The sequence below is a fragment of the Paraburkholderia phenazinium genome (assembly GCF_900141745.1).
Classification (GTDB): domain Bacteria; phylum Pseudomonadota; class Gammaproteobacteria; order Burkholderiales; family Burkholderiaceae; genus Paraburkholderia; species Paraburkholderia phenazinium_B.
This window is the reverse complement of record NZ_FSRM01000002.1, coordinates 1,407,174-1,425,190: the sequence shown is the minus strand read 5'-3', so window position 1 is coordinate 1,425,190 and position 18,017 is coordinate 1,407,174. Positions and strand designations below refer to the sequence as shown.

At 60.9% G+C, this 18,017-nt stretch carries 16 protein-coding genes; 7 read left to right on the top strand and 9 right to left on the bottom strand.

Going from position 1 to position 18,017, the window contains the following annotated elements; translation table 11 throughout:
- Positions 1 to 182 precede the first annotated feature (182 nt).
- On the top strand, positions 183 to 1,856 hold the full coding sequence (locus BUS06_RS26415; RefSeq protein ID WP_074267345.1) for an FAD-dependent oxidoreductase: 1,674 nt from the start codon (positions 183 to 185) through the stop codon (positions 1,854 to 1,856).
- Here BUS06_RS26415 and BUS06_RS26410 read toward each other — a convergent pair whose 3' ends face one another.
- Positions 1,857 to 2,339, bottom strand: coding sequence for a YybH family protein (locus BUS06_RS26410; protein WP_217272834.1), 483 nt, complete (start codon positions 2,337 to 2,339; stop codon positions 1,857 to 1,859).
- Between the two features lie 46 nt (positions 2,340 to 2,385).
- On the bottom strand, positions 2,386 to 3,291 hold the full coding sequence (locus tag BUS06_RS26405; protein WP_074267344.1) for a LysR family transcriptional regulator: 906 nt from the start codon (positions 3,289 to 3,291) through the stop codon (positions 2,386 to 2,388).
- 165 nt (positions 3,292 to 3,456) lie between these two features.
- Between BUS06_RS26405 and BUS06_RS26400 the strand changes: the two genes are divergently transcribed.
- Both BUS06_RS26400 and BUS06_RS26395 read left to right on the top strand, forming a co-directional pair.
- On the top strand, positions 3,457 to 4,752 hold the full coding sequence (locus BUS06_RS26400; RefSeq protein ID WP_074269305.1) for an MFS transporter: 1,296 nt from the start codon (positions 3,457 to 3,459) through the stop codon (positions 4,750 to 4,752).
- Positions 4,753 to 4,789: 37 nt separating this feature from the next.
- Positions 4,790 to 5,848 (top strand): serine hydrolase domain-containing protein, encoded by a 1,059-nt coding sequence (locus tag BUS06_RS26395; protein WP_074267343.1) that lies wholly within the window; start codon positions 4,790 to 4,792, stop codon positions 5,846 to 5,848.
- Positions 5,849 to 6,090: 242 nt separating this feature from the next.
- On the opposite strand, the gene BUS06_RS26390 is transcribed toward BUS06_RS26395, so the two are convergent.
- Together BUS06_RS26390 and BUS06_RS26385 are read right to left on the bottom strand one after the other, a co-directional pair.
- Positions 6,091 to 7,374, bottom strand: coding sequence for a collagen-like triple helix repeat-containing protein (locus BUS06_RS26390; RefSeq protein ID WP_074267342.1), 1,284 nt, complete (start codon positions 7,372 to 7,374; stop codon positions 6,091 to 6,093).
- Positions 7,375 to 7,594: 220 nt separating this feature from the next.
- Complete coding sequence (locus BUS06_RS26385) at positions 7,595 to 8,629, bottom strand: Gfo/Idh/MocA family protein (protein ID WP_367946972.1); 1,035 nt, start codon at positions 8,627 to 8,629, stop codon at positions 7,595 to 7,597.
- A gap of 330 nt (positions 8,630 to 8,959) precedes the next feature.
- On the opposite strand from BUS06_RS26385, the gene BUS06_RS26380 reads away from it, so the two are divergent.
- The 3 genes from BUS06_RS26380 to BUS06_RS26370 all read left to right on the top strand — a co-directional run bounded on the left by BUS06_RS26380 (position 8,960) and on the right by BUS06_RS26370 (position 11,592).
- Complete coding sequence (locus tag BUS06_RS26380) at positions 8,960 to 9,535, top strand: hypothetical protein (RefSeq protein ID WP_074267340.1); 576 nt, start codon at positions 8,960 to 8,962, stop codon at positions 9,533 to 9,535.
- Positions 9,536 to 9,649: 114 nt separating this feature from the next.
- Positions 9,650 to 10,018, top strand: a complete 369-nt coding sequence (locus BUS06_RS26375) for a BlaI/MecI/CopY family transcriptional regulator (RefSeq protein ID WP_074267339.1) — start codon at positions 9,650 to 9,652, stop codon at positions 10,016 to 10,018.
- A gap of 5 nt (positions 10,019 to 10,023) precedes the next feature.
- Positions 10,024 to 11,592 carry a M56 family metallopeptidase gene (locus BUS06_RS26370; protein WP_074267338.1) on the top strand — a complete coding sequence of 523 codons (1,569 nt, stop codon included), beginning with the start codon at positions 10,024 to 10,026 and terminating at the stop codon, positions 11,590 to 11,592.
- A 44-nt stretch (positions 11,593 to 11,636) separates the two neighbouring features.
- Here the strand turns inward: BUS06_RS26370 and BUS06_RS26365 are convergent, their stop codons facing one another.
- The 5 genes from BUS06_RS26365 to BUS06_RS26345 form a co-directional block, all read right to left on the bottom strand.
- Positions 11,637 to 12,368 (bottom strand): ABC transporter substrate-binding protein, encoded by a 732-nt coding sequence (locus tag BUS06_RS26365; protein ID WP_074267337.1) that lies wholly within the window; start codon positions 12,366 to 12,368, stop codon positions 11,637 to 11,639.
- A gap of 84 nt (positions 12,369 to 12,452) precedes the next feature.
- On the bottom strand, positions 12,453 to 13,733 hold the full coding sequence (locus BUS06_RS26360; RefSeq protein WP_074267336.1) for an MFS transporter: 1,281 nt from the start codon (positions 13,731 to 13,733) through the stop codon (positions 12,453 to 12,455).
- A gap of 126 nt (positions 13,734 to 13,859) precedes the next feature.
- Entirely contained in the window at positions 13,860 to 14,909 is a 1,050-nt protein-coding gene (locus BUS06_RS26355) for an Ldh family oxidoreductase (RefSeq protein WP_074267335.1), read from the bottom strand.
- Positions 14,910 to 15,090: 181 nt separating this feature from the next.
- Positions 15,091 to 16,017, bottom strand: coding sequence for a LysR family transcriptional regulator (locus tag BUS06_RS26350; protein ID WP_074267334.1), 927 nt, complete (start codon positions 16,015 to 16,017; stop codon positions 15,091 to 15,093).
- A gap of 60 nt (positions 16,018 to 16,077) precedes the next feature.
- On the bottom strand, positions 16,078 to 16,764 hold the full coding sequence (locus BUS06_RS26345; protein WP_074267333.1) for a TetR/AcrR family transcriptional regulator: 687 nt from the start codon (positions 16,762 to 16,764) through the stop codon (positions 16,078 to 16,080).
- A gap of 97 nt (positions 16,765 to 16,861) precedes the next feature.
- Between BUS06_RS26345 and BUS06_RS26340 the strand changes: the two genes are divergently transcribed.
- Positions 16,862 to 17,995: an FAD-dependent oxidoreductase gene (locus BUS06_RS26340; RefSeq protein ID WP_074267332.1), complete on the top strand. Its 1,134-nt coding sequence runs from the start codon at positions 16,862 to 16,864 to the stop codon at positions 17,993 to 17,995.
- The last annotated feature ends 22 nt before the right edge of the window (positions 17,996 to 18,017 follow it).

Below are 18,017 nucleotides of genomic sequence, written 5' to 3'. Positions count from 1 at the left end.
GAAGCGAGATTAACAAATTGACGGAAAACGTGCAGTCCGCTTCATAGTGCGTTCCGACCCGCAACGGAAAGTGCAGCACGATGCCAGCAATGCGTTAGTGAATCGCAAGCGGAGTTACCATACGCAAACTGGATGCAGCGCTTGCGCTGCAAAGACCGCATTTAGACTTGACCGAGCCCGCCATGAGCAACGACTCTTCAGGCAATTTCGACGAGCTGGCCTCGGGTGGCAGCCGCTACCACCAGGTATACCCACGGCTGGACGAGAGGCAACTGGCGATATTGGAACGCTACGGCGAGCGCCGCAAGCTCAAGACCCACGACATCCTCTATTCCGAAGGCGACCGGCACACCGGGATGTTCGCCATTCTGTCGGGGACGATCGAGGCATCCAGACGGTCCGTTGAAGGCCCCGTACTGCTGGGCACACATGGCCCGGGCAGTTTCACCGGCGAGGTAGCCACGCTCGCGGGCCGGGCTGCAGTCGCAACGTCGCGCGCCATCTCCGATTGCGAGGTGATCGTCATCGACGAGGAATCGTTGCGCTCGCTCGTCATCGCCGAAGCGGAGTTGAGCGAAACCATCATGCGCGCCTATATTTTGCGGCGCGTCGCTTTCATCCGCGGCGAACACGTGGGCGTGGTGGTGATCGGCAGCACGTCCTCGGCCCCTACGCTACGTCTGCGCCACTTCCTGAGCCGCAACGGTCAGCCCTCGGCTTACTTCGATATCGTTGAGCACTCCGAGGCCAAAGAACTGCTGACGCACTATGACGCAACCGAAGCCGACATCCCGGTTGTAATCACGTTGCAAGGCGTCGTGCTGAAACAGCCCAGCCACCGCGCCGTCGCCGATGCAATCGGCCTCAGTCCGGACAGACTCGACGGCGAGCACTTCGATCTCGTTGTGGTAGGCGCGGGACCCGCAGGACTCGCGGCCGCGGTGTACGCCGCATCCGAGGGACTGAAGGTGGCCGTTCTGGACGCCAAGGCGCCGGGAGGCCAGGCCGGCACCAGTTCGAAGATCGAAAATTACTTTGGCTTTCCAACCGGCATATCGGGGCAGGCGCTAGCCGGTCGCGGCCTGTCGCAGTGCCGCAAGTTCGGCGCCGAAGTTGGGGTGCCTATCGAAGCGCTGACAATCGACTGCACAGATGCCAGGTCGTTTCACATTGGCCTGAATCAGGACGAGTGCGTCTACGCTCGCGCTGTCGTCATTGCCAGCGGCGCGCGCTACCGGAAACCGGATCTCTTGCGTCTCGAACACTTCGAGGGTCGCGGCATCTACTACAGCGCGACCTTCATGGAGGGCGCATTCTGCAACAACGAAGAGCTGATCGTGGTGGGCGGCGGCAATTCGGCGGGACAGGCTGCGGTATTCCTTGCGAGGTTCGCGCGCCATGTCCACGTGGTGATTCGCGGAGAGGGACTCAGAGCGAGTATGTCGACGTATTTGATCAGACGGATCAACGCGGCGTCCAACATCACGCTTCACACGAAGACACAGATCGTCGAGTTATGCGGCGAGTCGCGACTCGAGGCCATAAAGTGGAATCGGCAAGGAGAGATTGAACATAAACCCATCCGGCACGTTTTCCTGTTTCTTGGCGCTCAGCCCAGTACCGGATGGCTTGGCGATTGCGTCACCCTGGACAAGGATGGGTTTGTGCTGACCGGCGCCGATACCGGCGCCAAATGGACAGCAGAGCGGCCGCCGCACGATCTCGAGACCAGCCGGCCCGGTATCTTTGCGGCGGGTGACGTACGCAGTGGCTCCGTCAAAAGAGTGGCAGCCGCCGTGGGAGAGGGAGCCGCCGCTATTCAGGCGGTTCATCAATATCTTGCAGGATGGGCGTGACTAATCCTTGGCGGGCACGCTCGGCTCCACTGCCCGGAAGTGCCAACCGTCGCCCTCCTTGACGTACACGGCCATGATATGGCCGCTCTCCTGGCGGAATGTCCCGTCGCCTTTTGGCACCTGAACGGAAAACTCTGCGACGCTGAATCCTCCGTCGCCTTGCGCGCTCGCATCGATCACGTGAATGTGATGCTCTTTCGCACCCGAGCCAAAGCGCTTTTCGTAGTACTCCTTGAGTGCTGCGCGTCCTTTGATGATTTTCCCGGCCGGGGAAACCAGCATGCCGTCTTCGGCATACAGTTGCGCCATGGCATCGGCATTTTTAGCCGCGTAGTTGGTGTCGTAAAGATGTCCAAGCTGCGCAGCCGCAGACTGCGCTTCCTGAGACGACGGCTCTGTCGCATTCGCATTGGACGTCGCTGCGCAAGCCAGCGTATTGCCAATGAAAAGTGCAGCGAGCAAAAGGGAAATGTGCCGTTTCACCTTGGAACTCCTTTGATCGGGTTGCGGTAGTGGCTCTCTCGATGAGTCAGTCGAGAAGAGCAGGATCGTGGATCGCGCCTGTCAGCAGTTCGGCAAACGCCTGCAATGCATGAGGTAACGTGCGGCCGGCCATCGTCTGAACCTGAAGCCTGCGCTGGTGTAGTTCGGGATTGCTGATCGGCACGGCTGCGAGTCCCTCCATTACGAGGCGGCTGCGCACGGTCAGGAAGCCGGTTAGCGTGACAGCATCGGTAAGCAGCACGAAGCTCTGCAGCGCAGCGTGGTAGTTGCTAACGAACACGGGCTCGAAAACCAGACCTTCCAGACTGCACGCAATATCGAACATCTGGCGGATCGTCACACCCTGGTTGTCGATGGCGAGCGGCCAGGCCATCAGATCCGCGAGCGAGACGGACTCGCGTGCGCCAAGCGGATGATCGCGCCTGACCAGTGCGAAGATCGGTGCCAGCTGCGAATACACTACGTGGATGTCCTTCTCCGGCGCGACGCTGAAACACACGGCGATATCCGCGGTGCCCTCACGCACGCGTTGTGTCGCGACCGATGGCGCAGACACGTCCAGTTGAAACTGCGTCGCCGGATGCGTCTTCAGGAAGCGTGCAAATACCTGCGGCAGAAAATACGGCGCGACCCCTTCCGAACTTGCCACGCGAATCGTCGCGCGGCTGCCATTGCTCAGCCCGCGAATTTCGTCGGTGACGCGCTCGGTTTCCAGTAGGCTGCGCCGCGCGTGTTCGGCAAGCACACGTCCCGCATCGCTCAGCACCATCCCGCGCGGCCGCCGTTCGAAAAGCGCCGCACCGACTTCCTCTTCGAGCTTCGCAATCTGCCTGCTTAGCGCCGACACCGCCACGTATAGTCGCTCCGACGCCTTGCTGAGCGAGCCGCTGCGGGCGACTTCGAGAAAGTAACGCAGTGCAGTATTGTCCATTTCGGTCAGGCTTCCCCGCTTTGCCGTTTCGGCAACGATATCTGCCAAATATTGTAATTGTCCACAAATATCGTCCACGCCAAGATCGTTACACTGCTTCGTACGAGCCAGGCGCGCGCCCACGGCGCGTCACGACGGAGAACGATGTCGACCAAGGACGCCTCCATGAGCCCTGATTCAGCAGCCGTAGTAAGCGAATCCCTCGCCAAGCCCGTCTCGCACGCCGGGGTATCACGCCTGATCCTGGCAACGTCCATTGGAAATGCGCTCGAGTTTTACGACCTGATTGTCTACGGGTACTTTGCCACCACGCTGTCGCGGCTGTTTTTCCCAACGCATGACAAGACGGTGTCGCTGCTGCTCACGCTCGGCACGTTCGCCTTGTCATATCTGGCGCGGCCGCTTGGTGCGTTGGCGCTCGGCTCGTATAGCGATCGCAAGGGCCGCAAGGCTTCATTGACGCTGTCGATTTCGATGATGACGCTCGGCACCGGGATGGTCGCGCTGATGCCGTCCTATGCCACGATCGGCCTGGTCGCGCCGATCGGCATTTTCGTTTCGCGTCTGTTGCAAGGCTTTTCCGCTGGCGGCGAATTCGGCAGCTCCACGGCGTTTCTGATCGAGCATGCGCCGGCACGGAAAGGCTTCATGGCGAGCTGGCAGTTCTCGAGCCAGGGGGCAAGCACGCTGCTCGCTTCGGCGTTCGGCGCAGTGCTCACCGGCACGTTGACGCAGCCTCAGCTCGAAGGCTGGGGCTGGCGCATTCCCTTTTTGTTCGGCATGCTGATCGGTCCAATCGGTCTTTATATCCGGCGCCGTATGGATGAAACGCCGGAGTTCGAACGGGCGGAGAAATCCAGTTCGCCGGTGCGTGAGCTGCTGGCTACGCAGAAGGAACGCGTGCTGGTGTCGATCGGCTCGCTGGTGCTCACCACCACGGCCAACTATATGCTGCTGTACATGCCGACGTATGCAGCGCGGCAACTCGGCCTCGCGCCATCGTCAGGCTTCATTGCGACGCTGGCCGCCGGGTTCATCATGATGGTGCTGACACCGGTGGTCGGACACTGGTCCGACAAGGTAGGCCGCACGCGCATCATGCTGGTGGCAGGCACGTTGTTCTTCTTCACGGTCTATCCTGCGTTCATGTTCATGAACGCCCACCCGTCGCTTGCGACGTTGCTTGCCGCGGTGGTGTGGGTCGCCCTGCTGAAGGCCACCTACTTCGCGCCGATTCCTGCGTTGATGTCCGAGCTGTTCCCGACCCGCACCCGCACCACCGGCATGGCGCTCGGCTATAACATCGGCACGACCGTTTTCGGCGGCTTCACGCCGCTCGCGGTGGCGGCATTGATCGAGGCCACAGGCAATAACCTGGCGCCCGGCCTCTATCTGATGTTCGCGGCCATCATCAGTCTGTTTACGGTGGTGTGGGCGCGAGCGCGTTTGAATGCCCACTAGGTCAGCCGGGCCCTTCGAACCAATCGGGATTCTACGAATGCAATACGATTTTGAACAAGCAGTGCAGTTTGCAGTTGATCATGAGTCGCTTTGGGACCGCCATGTGGATGGCATGTGGGGCGTGCATGTGAACGACCCGCCACCGTGGAACCGGTTGCTCGGGCCGGTGCATGACCGCGGTCCCGTGTCCGGCACGATCGCACTCGATGGACGCGTATTGACCTCATGGGGCGAGCCCGACCGGGCCGATCTGACTTTCAGCGTCGCGAAGATGTACCTGGCGCTGCTCGCAGGCATTGCCTACGACCGCGGCCTGCTGCCGGACGTCGACGAACCGGTGCACGTGCGAGTGCCCGGCATCGGCCTTGACGATGAGCACAATGCCGCCGTAACCTGGGCTCATCTGCTGCAGCAAACAAGCGAATGGCAGGGCACGTACTTTGGCCTGTCTGATCAGGCGGACCACTATCGCGCCGTCAACTTCGCGGCACCACCGGACGGCAAAAAAGGTGATCTGCGTCCTTTGCAGCGCCCCGGGACGTATTGGGAATACAACGACGTGCGTATCAACCAGCTTTCGCTGGCGCTGCTTCATCTGTTCCGGAAACCATTGCCCGAGGTGTTCCGCGAGGCGATCATGCGCCCGGCGGGCGCGAGCGAAAACTGGCAATGGGTTGGCTACGACAATGCGTGGGTGGAGATCGACGGCCGGCGCATGCAATCCGTGCCGGGCGGGACGCACTGGGGCGGCGGGATGTCCGTCAGCGCGAACGATCAGCTCAAAGTGGCGCAACTGCTGTTGAACGAAGGCATGGTTGACGGCCGGCAGATTCTGTCTCGCGAGTGGATCGCGCGTATGCGTACGCCATGTGCGATTGCGCCGTTCTACGGTTACCTTGTGTGGCTCAATACCGATCGCAAGATTTTCCCGAGCGTGCCGGCGTCAAGCTATTTCGGCGTCGGAGCCGGCAGCTCTTTCACATGGATCGAGCCCGAGCGACGCATGACCGTAATCGTCCGGTGGTTGAATCCTGCGCACGCGAACGAGTTCTTTGGGCGAGTTCTGGAAGCGGTCGAGGCGCCCCGCGCAGCTTAATCGTAGCCGTTCCTGTTTCCCGACATGGGCAACGGCGTTGATGTCGATGCAAACGAGATTATCGAGCCCCTTGCACGGATCGACGATGAACGCGTGGTAGTGCTGCCGAAGGCCATTCTCGTGGGCAATGATCTCTTCTGAAAGTGACGCGGTCGATAATCTGCATACCGAAGTTTTGAGTTGTGTCGCCGCCCAAGACATTTGACGTCTTGGGCAGACGTTTGCATCGCTTTCCTATCCTGTCACTTCTTGCTGGCCAGACCGTCGAGGCCGCCAAGCAATCCGCCGCCAGATGTGCCTGTGGCCGTCGTCGTGCCGGTCAATGCACCCGTTAAGGTACTGACCAGCCCCGTGACCGGCGCAAGCAGATTCCCGGCGGCTCCCGTGCCGCCCGTACCCGAGCCCGCGACCGTACCGAGGGAGCCGGTCAGCGTGGTCACCAACGACGTCACCGGCGCAAGCGGACTGGTGCCGCCGCTCTTCACGCCACCCGCCACGCCGCTCAAGGTGCCGGGTAACGAGGTGAGAATGCCGGTCAGCGGTGCAAGCGGGTTGCCTGGTGTCCCGCCTGCCGTGAGCAAGCCGCCGGCCGAGGTGACGGTGTTGCCGACTGCTGTCACGACATTGCCGAGATTCTGTCCAATCGGATTGCCGGTCGCACCACTGAGCTTGGTTCCAGCGCCATCCAATCCATGACCGATCGTCGACAGCAAGCCGCTCAGCGGCGAGCCGAGACCGGTCGTGTCGCCGACGGTTTGAGTCGTCTGCGTGAGAACGGTTGTGATTGGCGTGATGGGCGCGCTCACTGTTTGCGTCACCTGCTGAATGAATCCTGTGGACAGCGTGGTGGTGAGTTGCGTCCCGAGCGCACTGACAGCATTGCCGACCGTGGAGACTGTGTTGCCGAGCGGCGTGGTCAGCGGGCTAAGCGGCGCCGTGGGACCACTGCCCAGGCTGCTTACGAGTTGGCCGGCGCTGTTGACCGCCTGGCCCGCGTCATAGACGAGGTTGCCCGTGCTCGACACCGTCGGGCCTAGCGGATTGGCGGAATTGCCCAACTGTCCGAGGCCGTTCGTCGCGCCAGCGCCCAATGCGGTAACGCCGGCGCCGAGATTCGACACAACGTTGCCGAGCGCTGTTGTGGTGGCAGGATTCGCGCCGGGAATCGGCGTGAGGCCAATCTGGTTGCCCACCGACGATACCGTCTGGCCGGTACTGGTCACGACGTTGCCTGCGTTCTGGACCACTACGCCGAGCGGGTTGGCGCTCGTGGGCGTTGGTGTTGGCGTTGGTGTCGGCGTTGGTGTCGGCGTTGGTGTCGGCGTTGGTGTCGGCGTTGGTGTCGGCGTTGGCGTTGGCGTTGGCGTTGGCGTTGGCGTCGGCGTGGGTGTAGGCGTACCACCACCTGTTCCTGCTCCAGCACCTGCTCCAACTCCGCCCGGCTTCGTCGGCGTACTTCCACAGCCCGTCAGGACGATCATCGACGACACGCACATCGCGATCGCCGACAGTTTGAATCTGTTCATGGTTTAGCTCCCCCGCAAATGTGGTTATCTGCTGCGGGGAGCTAACTGCAAGACCTATGCCGATTTGTAAGACGAAGGAATTGATCGAAAAAATACCATTCAAATCAATGCGTTAATTAGCGAACGCCGACTCGGAAAGCCGCATTCCAAAGTGGATGTGTCGAGGAACACCTCAACGAGCGAGCACGTGTAACGTAACGCGATGCCCCCGCGAAGCACCTCAACTTTCCGGGATTCTCTCCCACGCGCCAGATCGAGCCGAGCGAAACACAGCATCGATCACTCGCATATTCGCGCGTGCATCTTCTAGTGGTATAGCCTGCGGGCGTCCACTCAATATCGCCTCGGCGAACGTGGCCGCTGCGATGCCATATTGATCGCACACAGGAAGTTCCACCCAGCGATCAGTCGCGACACCGGCGCTGGTGTTTTCGCTCACTAACAGACGCGTCGGTCGATCGGCTGGCGCATTGAATGGAATCTCGACTTCGATCCGCCCCTTCGTGCCGTGAAATTGCATCCGCTGATAGCTATAGGTCTGGGTGGAGTAGAAGAAACTCGCCTGCACACCTTCAAAATCCATCAGCACGGAGCCGAGCCGGTCCACTTCGAATATTGGGTCCCGCTCCATCAGGGCAACCACCCGCCCCGGCTCACACCTGGTAACGAAGCGTGACGTTGTGATGGGATAACAACCAATATCGAGCAGACCACCTCCGCCCAGTTCGCTCTGGTTGCGGATATCGTTCGGGTTCGTGTTGCTATAGGTGAAGCCGCCGGTCACTGCCCGCAATTCGCCAATCACACCTTCGTCGATCAAGGTCCGCACCTTCAACCATTGCGGATGCGTGCGAACCATGAACGCTTCCTGTATGTAACGGCCGGTTCTGTCGCGCGCAGCGATGAGCTGTTCGACCTGTTGGGCGTCCAGCCCGATCGGCTTCTCACACAAGACGTGCTTGCCTGCCTCGACGGCCTTGATCGTCCATTCCACGTGGATGTGATTGGGTAGCGGAATATAAACCGCGTCGATTTCCGGGTCCGCCAGAAGCGCCTCGTAGCTGTCGTATGCCACGGCCAGACCATATTTGGCGGCGGCTTCCCGAGCCTTCTCCTGAGATCGCGACGCGATGCCCTTCACCCGACACTTTGGCGCGCTGTGCATGGGCACGACAACCTTGTTGTTGATCTTCGCGGCGCCCAGGATCCCCCAGACAATCTCATCCTTTGCCATAACTTCTCCTTTTCCGATCAAGTACCTGAGGAGTAGAGACAGACTGGACAATCGCGTGAGCCGGCAAGTTCATGAGCCCGCGAAAGACCAGACGCATCCGATCCTGCCAGTCTACACGCGGCGACCACAACCACCACCGCCGGTACAAGAGCGCCCACCACCGCTTTCGCAATCGAACCGTCGCTGCCTTCTGGCCGGTCGCTGCATTCGAACCGGTATTAGCCAGAGTCGGTCATTTGACCGATACCGCAGAGACAAGCCAAGTGCGATCCTCTCTACCGACGCGAGCCTTAGCCGTGCGATAGATCACGTGCAGTCGGGCCGCCTTTGTCAAAACTTTAAGGAGTCGCAATGGTTGCTCATCACGAAGATATCACTCGCGTTCGGGAAGAACGCTGGCTCAAGCACTATTACTTTATTCGGACCGCGTTTTCCGCTATCTGGGTCGCACTTGCTTTCTCCATCGGACAGCACTCCCCGGTCGGCGCGGCTGTCTTGCTCGTCGTCTATCCTGCATGGGATGCACTGGCCAACTACGTCGACATGTCGCGTAGCGGTGGGATGGCTGAAAATCGTACCCAGGCCACGAACGTCCTCATCAGCGTCCTGACAGCGGTTGCAGTGATCGTGGCGTGGACGGTGAACATGAACGGTGTTCTCGGCGTATTTGGCGTCTGGGCCATACTTGCCGGGTTGCTTCAGCTCGGCACTGCCGTCCGCCGCTGGAAGCGCTTCGGTGCGCAGTGGGCGATGATCCTGAGCGGCGGACAGTCGGCATTGGCAGGTGCATTTTTCATCGTACAAGCCCATGCGCCAATGCCTCCCGCTATTGCCAAAGTGGCTGGCTATGCAGCGGTGGGCGCCGTCTATTTTCTCGTGTCTGCGCTCTTGCTATCCGTTGGCCAGCTGCGACGCAAGGTTGCCTGAACGCCTTGAGATCTCGGTGAAAATCCTGGCGATCGCACTCGCATCTACTATAAAGCTAGTTGACAAGACACGACGTTCATCCTACGATCTACTACATCTTTAGTAGGAGGCATTTTGGACATCTCGCTGACCGACCGCGAAGCTGACGTCATGCACATACTATGGGAACGCGGCCCCTCGGTTGTCAGCGAAGTTCGTGCTGGACTCGCAGATGACCTCGCCTACACCACTGTCTTGACGATCCTTCGCACGCTGGAAAGCAAGGGTTATGTAACCCACGTGGAAGAGGGTCGGGGACACCGCTACACTGCAGCCGTTAAGCAGCAAGCCGCGCGCAAAAGCGCTTTGCGGCACCTCACGAGCAAGCTATTCGGTGGATCAACGGAATTGTTATTTGCGCACCTGGTGGCAGATAAGAATCTCACGCCCAAGCAAGCTCGTCGTATGCGTGAGCTACTGAAAGAAAAACCAGACGAGGAGTAGCCCGCATGCTGACGTGGATGATTTACGCGGTGTCGGTGTCGGCGGTTCTATCCGTGGCTGCGCTCATTGCCGAACACTCCGCACGGGACCGGCGATCGCCCAGCAGAGGGTTCTGGCTTCTCGCGATCGTCGCATCGCTGGCCATTCCAGCGCTCATGACGTCGGTTTCAATCGAAATCCCCGAGGACCTGAAACCGTCGGTGCCCCCGAACGTAATCGCTCTGCATAAGATCACGTCGACGCGTCTATCTCCCGCAGTCTGGGTCGAAAATCACGACAGTGGCTCTTCAACGTTTCAATACGCTGAACTCCATGCCAAAGACGTATGGCTTGGAGCGTCGATATTGATGATTCTGGCTTTGCTGATCAGCGCAACACATTTGCAGTGGCGCAAACGGCAATGGACTGTTGCATCAGTCTGCGGCGTTTCAGTGTATCTATCGAGTGACGCTGGCCCCGCTGTTGTTGGCCTTCTCCGCCCTCAGATTGTTTTGCCAGCCTGGCTCCTCGATTCGCCTCTGGAGCAACAGGCAGCTGTCATGGCGCACGAGAGTTCACACATCGACGCTCATGACCCGAGACTGCTCACGATCGCACTCTGCCTGATCGCGCTGATGCCGTGGAATTTGCCACTTTGGTGGCAATTGAGACGACTCAGGTACGCCATCGAGGTCGATTGCGACGCGAGAGTCCTGGAGGCCGGACACAGGTTTTCTGTTTACGGCGAAACGCTAATCGCAGTCGGAGAACGGCAATCGCGATACATCGGCTCAGTAGCTGGCATGTCGGAGTCCAGATCATTTTTAGAGCGACGTCTAAAGCTGATGCTAAGGAAGCCAGCCAAGCGGAAATTGCTAATCGCAGTACTTCTAGGATGTATGTCAATCACCCTGGTCACTCTGGCCGCACAAGTGAGCCCACCTATCATGAACGAAGCTTCAAGCGAACATACTCAAGTGCCCGTAGCTGCTGAAATTCTGGATCGATATGTTGGCACGTACAAGTTTACCGGTACAGCGGTGATGAAAGTCCGACGCGAAGGCGACCATCTGGCCCTCCAGCTTACAGGGCAAGGATGGGTTGAAGAGTATCCCATGAGCAACACAGAGTTTTTTGCAAAGGTCGTCAAGGCGACGCAGACGTTTGTGGTTGATGATCAAGGCCACGTTACTGCCTTGATCCATCACCAGAATGGCCGCGATATCACAATGCCGCGAATCGATTCTGCCGAAGCGGAAAAGATGGAGGCAACGCTCGCTGCGAAGGTCAAGAGCCAGACTGCAACTCCGGGAAGCGAATCTGCACTTCGCCGGAACATTGACGGCTTGCAGTCAGGAAATCCGCTTTACGCCGAAATGTCGACCGGCTTGCAAGAGGCCACGCGAGAGCAACTGCCCAGAATCAAAGAAGACCTGGATCGAATAGGTCCTGTTGAAAATGTCCGGTTTGTGGGTGTGGGCAACCAGGGTTGGGACATCTATCAGGTTACGCACGATTCGGGGTCTTCTACCTGGCGCATTCATCTCGCTGACAACGGCATCATCGATGGCCTTCTCGTACAAGTGGGGCCCTGAACGCCCACACGCCAGCTAGTCGCTACCGGTCCGCACCCCTCGCGTCAAGCAGCCGGCGCGACAGTTGCGCCGACGATGCCATGCCGCTCGAGAGCCTCGGCGACAAAGCCGGACGCCTTCATCTCTTCAACGAACGCGTGCAACGCATGTGCCGCCGCGGCACCACGGCTCTTGGGCACACCCATCGCCTGGCGGATGACCATGAAGCGCTCGTCGATCAGACGCAGGCCAGACGCGTTGCGCGCATCGGCTTCGAGCTGCTGCTTGACCCCCGCCGCGACTTCGAGATTCTCGTCGAGGAACGTTTGAACGACCGTCGGCGAGGTGGGCGCGCGCACAATCTGCGCATGCTTGAGTTCGCGCGTAAGAAACAGATCATAGGCGCTGCCCTTGCCGACAGCCACGCGATGCTGAGGCTGGTCGACGTCCGCGTTGTCGCGAATCGGCGAGGCATCGCGCACCAGGTAATAGCCTTCGATTAGCACATACGGTTCGGTGAATGCGATGGTCTCACCTCGCAACGGATCGACGGCAAAAAAGCCGAAATCGGCGCGCTCTTCGCTAACCGCTTGAACGGACTTGCCAGCCGCATCGAACACAACGAGTTCCAGTTCCACACCGAGCTTTGCAGCGAAAGCGCGCGCAAGATCGACCGAGACCCCGACGACCGTGCCCGACGCATCCTTACCCGCGAGAATCGGATTGCCGAGGTTGATGGATGCGCGCAGCTTGCCTGCGGGCGTAAAGGCTTGAATGACAGACGGATCGGCTTTCATGGCTATGAGTAGGTTCGAGATTCGGTTCGTGTGGGCCGCTGTCGATGCTTCACGGCGAGTTCCCAGATGCAGTGGGCAGTGATTTCAACCGGCTATGCGCGCCTCGCTCGCCTTGAGCCGGCCGGGCAAGCCCGGCCGCAAAAGAATCGCGACAGCGAGCACGCTCGCGAGCGCAATGCCCCCCGCCAGCACGAAAGCGCTGAAGAAGGTATGGCTCCGCTGCACGAGAAAACCCGTCACTGCAGGGCCGATGATACCCGCGCAGTTGGCGATCGAATGCACGCATCCGCCAACGCTTCCAAGCTTCGCGCCGGGAATCGTGTCCTGGATCAGCGCCCAGTACGTGCTGCCGCTCAGATACAACGCGAACACGGCGACGGCCATCAGCAGCAATGCGCTGAGCGTGGTCGTCACGGTGCCTGCGAGCGCGACGCAGATGCCCGCCGCGCCAAGACACACGATCAGCACCCATTTGCGCGCGCGCAGCGCATTGCCCGTGCGGCGGAAAATCAGATCGGACAGCAGGCCGCTCAAGCCATAACCGACGAAGCCCAGCAGCCACGGCAGCACCGTCGCGAGACTCATGCTTTTCAGGCTCAGGTGACGGTCCATCATCAGGAAGCTCGGGAACCACGTGAGGAAAAAGAACAGGATGTAGCTGTATCCGAAGTACGAAATCATCGCTGCGAGAATGGCGGGCTGTCTGAGGTAAGCGCCGAGTGGCTTCAGATCAGCGGGATCCTCCGAGACGGCACGGTCGGAACCGATCAGCCTGCGCTCCTCTTCCGATACGTGCGCATGCTGATGCGGCCGATCGGTGGTCATGAATTGCCAGAACACCAGCCAGATCAACCCGAGACACGCGACGCCGGCGAATGCGATGCGCCAGCCGTAGGCCGCGGTCAGCAGTCCGACGACTGGACCCGCAACCGCGCCGCCCAATGGCAGGCCGCAATTGGCGAAGCCGAAGGCGGTGGCCGATTCCTTGTGGGGAAACCAGTTGTTCACGATCTTGTTGATGGTCGTCGCGAGCGGTCCTTCGGCCATGCCGAAAAACGTACGGATGACCAGCAGCGAGCCGAAGCCGGTGGCGAGGCCGGTTGTTCCGCACAACACGGACCACATCAGGATCGCGCCGGAAAAGACGCGCTTGCCGCCCCAACGATCGGCCGCCCAGCCGCCGATCGTGTTGAACACCGCATAGCCGATAAAGAACGTCGAGAACACCAGCCCCAGGTTGGCTGGCGACAAGTGCAGCTCCTGCATGACCGCCGGCGCCGCGACAGACAGCGCCGACCGGTCCAGGTAGTTGATGAAACCCGCGATGAACAGCAGCAGGACGATGCGCCAGCGGATTTTCGTCACCTGTAGCTCCTCCAATGTCGTTATGCGCTTGCGGGCCAAGCGCCGTGATGGGCCGCCTGAGTCCGCCGCGTGTCTCCTCGCCGGCGCGTCTCCGCCTGATGCGCGGATCATGCGCGAACCGGCGCTTCAGCTCTGCGGGCGCGCGGCCGCTTCCAGCATCGCGAGCTGCGCTGCGCCGATATCGATGCCGTCGGCCATCTGACGGTCCAGCCGGTCCAGCTCGATCTCGCCAGGCACGATCACGGGCGCGTTCGGATCAGCCGGCGCGGAGCCGTGCAGGATTGCGGCATAGTCGGCCATGCGCGCGGCGAGCCACGCGCCGCTGCCGAGCATCGCGACATCGATCAGGATGTAGAAGTGGCCAAGGTTTTGCGGCTGGTCCGGCTCGTTTTCCCACGACTTCACGTGCGTTAGATAAGCCGCGCCGGAAAGCAGCCCCGCGAGCAGATCGACGACCAGCGCGAGGCCATAGCCCTTATGGCCGCCGATTGGCAGCAGGAAGCCATCGAGCGCGGCCTTCGGGTCCGTGGTCGGCTTGCCTTGCGCGTCGGTGGCCCAGTCGCCCGGAATCGCTTCGCCACGCTTTAGCGCGTTGCGAATCTTGGCGCGCGCGGCGACGCTGATCGCCATGTCGAGAATGAACGGACGGCCACCGGGATTCGGTACACCGAAGCCCACAGGACTGTTGCCAAGCCGCGCGTCGGTGCCACCCCATGGCGCGATCGTCGTCGTCGCGTTGCTGCCGATGATGCTGGCAAAGCCCTCCGCGGCCGCCATGTACGAATACGGTGAGACAGGGCCGAAGTGATTGCTCCCACGCACGAACACACACGCGATACCCTGTTCGCGTGCGGCCTTCATCGCCAGTTTGAGAGCACGGAAGCCCACGAGTGGGCCGACGCCGTTATCGCCGTCGAGCCGGTAAAGCGCGGGGCCAACCTGCTCGGACGTAATCGACGGCGTGGGATTGATGCCGCCGATGCGCAGGCGTGAGCCGTACGATTCGATTCGGCTCGTGCCGTGCGTACGCAAGCCGAACAGATCCGCCAGCACGAGAATGGTGGCGGCGTCGGTGGCGTCGGTACGATTCAGGCCGAGCGCACAGAGCGCTTCGACCGACAGTTCGGTCAGCCGTGCCTTGCTGACGATGCCATTTGCGGACGTGGACTGGGTCATGGAACGGGTCGTCTCCTTCGATCTGCAAACCGTGCGGTTCATGCGGCTGCCGTGTGGTGCCGCTGGGTTTCACACATGATCGGACCAAACAGATTCCCATGACAAACGCATTTTTTCGCTTGATTGACGCGTCACACGCACGAATCCCGCGTCTGCCGGAAAGGCATGGAAACACGCGTTTTCAGGCGGTCGCTCGTGACTTGGCGCGCTGACGGGTGCCGCCGCGCGCCCGCACGAGCAGATCGAAGAAATGCTGCGCAGCCACCGGCAGCGGCCGGTTCTTGCGGCGGATCACACCGAGCGTGCGCACCACGCTCGGGCCCGTCACCGGAATGCTGACGAGCGAGCGATGACGGTCGCGCGGCAGCGCGAGCTTGGGCACGATGCCGATGCCAAGTCCCGCTTCGATCATGCTTACAAGCGCAGGAACGTGCTGCACTTCGCAGAACCAGCTCGGCTGCCGCACTGCATTGGCGAGCGCGCTGTCGATCAGCGTCCGGTTGCCGCTGCCTTGCGCAAGCAGCATGTAGTCCGGGTACTGTGCGATCTCCGCCCAGCTCACCGAGCGCTTGCCCGCCAGCGGATGATCGCGCTGGCAGGCAAGCACGAACGGATCCTGCAGGATCGGTGTGAACTCGATGTCGGGTTCCTGCGTGCCAATATAGGTGAGACCGAAATCGGCTTCGCCCCGCGCCACCGCGAGGAATACGACAGACGACGTTTCATCGATCAGCCGCACGCGGATGCCGGGATAGGTCTGGTGATACGCCTTGAGGGCATTGGGAAGAAAGAAGCTTACCGCCGACGGCACGCAGGCGATGGTGACGAGTCCCGTCAGCCGGCGTCCTAGATCCTCCATGCCGAACAGCGAGCTTTCCAGTTCGGCGAGCACGTTGCGCGCCTTTTCGACGAACGAGCGGCCCGCGACTGTCAGTTCCATCTTGCGCGTCGTACGTTCGAAGAGCCGCACGCCCAACGCCGATTCGAGCTTTTCCACGCGGCGCGATAGCGCGGACGGCGAGATGTTCAGCGAGTCGGCGGCGGCGCGAAAGCTGCCGAAATCGGCGGAGGCGACGAACGCACGCAGGTCGGACAGATCAAAGTTCATTTTGCTGGTCTATCGATGAAGGGGCATGTGTGTGCACGGCCGGTGTAACGCTGCCCGATATCAGCGACCACGCGCTACCCCAATCCCGTCAAGCATAAGATCGATTCCAACGAGAAAATCGACACGGTCGTCGTGAGCGCTCATCTGTCTCGCAACGCTGCGGGTGAACGGGTATTCATCCGGATCGAGCTGAGACCACACGGTCGACACCTCGTCCAGAAAGTTGGTTCTATCGAGGCCTTGCTCGCGAGCGAAATGCGTATTCGCCGCGTTCTGCCCACCCACGCCAAGGATGTAGCTCAGCAGCGCGGACACCGTCGCCCACTGCTCTTCGTCTGGCACGCCAAGAGCGCGCAACGGCTGGCCGATGCGTTCGAGAACGCGCACCATCGGCAACTGCCCGGGGGCACGTGTCAGTGCTGAGCCAACCCAGGGATGCGCGTCGATCGCGTCGAACATGGCAAGCGCGAGCGCGCGAATGGTTGCTTTCGGCGTCGCGTCATCCACAGGCGAGCTCATCGTGCGAGCGACGATGGCGTCGCACGCAGCGGTCAGCAGATCGTTCTTGCTGGCGATGTGCCAGTAAATAGCACCGGGCCCTGTGGCGAGCCGCTCGGACAGTGCGCGAAAAGTCAGGCCCTTCTCTCCGCTGCTGTCGAGAAGCGCGATCGACGCCTCGATGATTCGATCCGGAGACAGCGAGTCTTCGCGCCGTTGAGTGCCACGTGCCTTTTTACCCTGCCTCATCTTGACACCTATGGAATGTTGTTCCAATATTACTCTGGAACGACGTTCCAGTGAGTGCCCGCAGCTTGCGGCCACCTCCGGCTATCGAGGAATCAGGATGAATACTTCAGTTGCGATCGTCGGCGCGGGGCTCGGCGGGCTGACTCTTGCCCGCGTCCTCCACGTCCATGGCATCACTGCGACGATCTACGAAGCGGAAGCCTCGGCAATCGCGCGGGCGCAGGGCGGCATGCTCGATATCCACGAAAACAACGGACAACTCGCGCTCAAGGATGCGGGACTCTTCGATCAATTCCGCGCAATCATTCACGCCGGCGGACAGGCAACACGCGTGCTCGACAAGGACGGCAATGTCCTCTTTGAAGAGCCCGACGACGGCACAGGCGGCCGGCCTGAGGTTCCGCGAGGCGAGCTGCGCAGGATTCTGCTCGACTCGCTTCCTGCTGACACAGTGCGCTGGGGACGCAAAGTCACAGCGGTGTCCGCACTCGGCGATGGACGGCACGAGTTGACCTTTGCCGATGGCGCAACGGTGTCCACCGACCTCCTCGTGGGCGCCGACGGCGCCTGGTCAAGAGTGCGCCCCCTTCTTTCCGATGCCAGGCCGGCATATGTCGGCACGTCATTCATCGAGACGTACCTGTTTGACAGCGACACACGTCACAAGGCGAGCGCGGAAGCGGTCGGCGGTGGCGCGCTGTTCGCGCTGACACCCGGCAAAGGCATCGCCGCGCACCGCGAACCCAATGGGGTGCTACACACGTACGTGGAGTTGAACAAGCCCAAGGAGTGGATCGACAGCATCGACTTCTCCAACCCGGCGACTGCCTTGGCCCGCGTCGCCGAAGAGTTCGACGGTTGGGCGCCGGCACTGAGAGCGCTAATCACCGATGGTGAGACCGACCCGGTGCCGCGCGCGATTCATGCGCTCCCGGTCGAGCACAGGTGGGCGCGCGTGCCCGGAGTGACGTTGCTCGGCGATGCGGCGCATCTGATGTCGCCGTCTGGCGAAGGGGCCAACCTCGCCATGTTCGATGGCGCTGAACTCGGAAAGGCCATCGCCGCGAATCCAGGTGACATCGAGGCCGCTCTTATCGCGTATGAGAACGATCTCTTTCCTCGCAGCGCGGCCGAAGCTGTCGAGTCGGAAAGAATCCTGAACATGTGTCTTGGCCCCAACGCACCCGAGGGCCTGGTTGCCATGTTCACCGGTTATGAGGCCATCAGGTAATCACACGCCTTCCCTGCTCCTA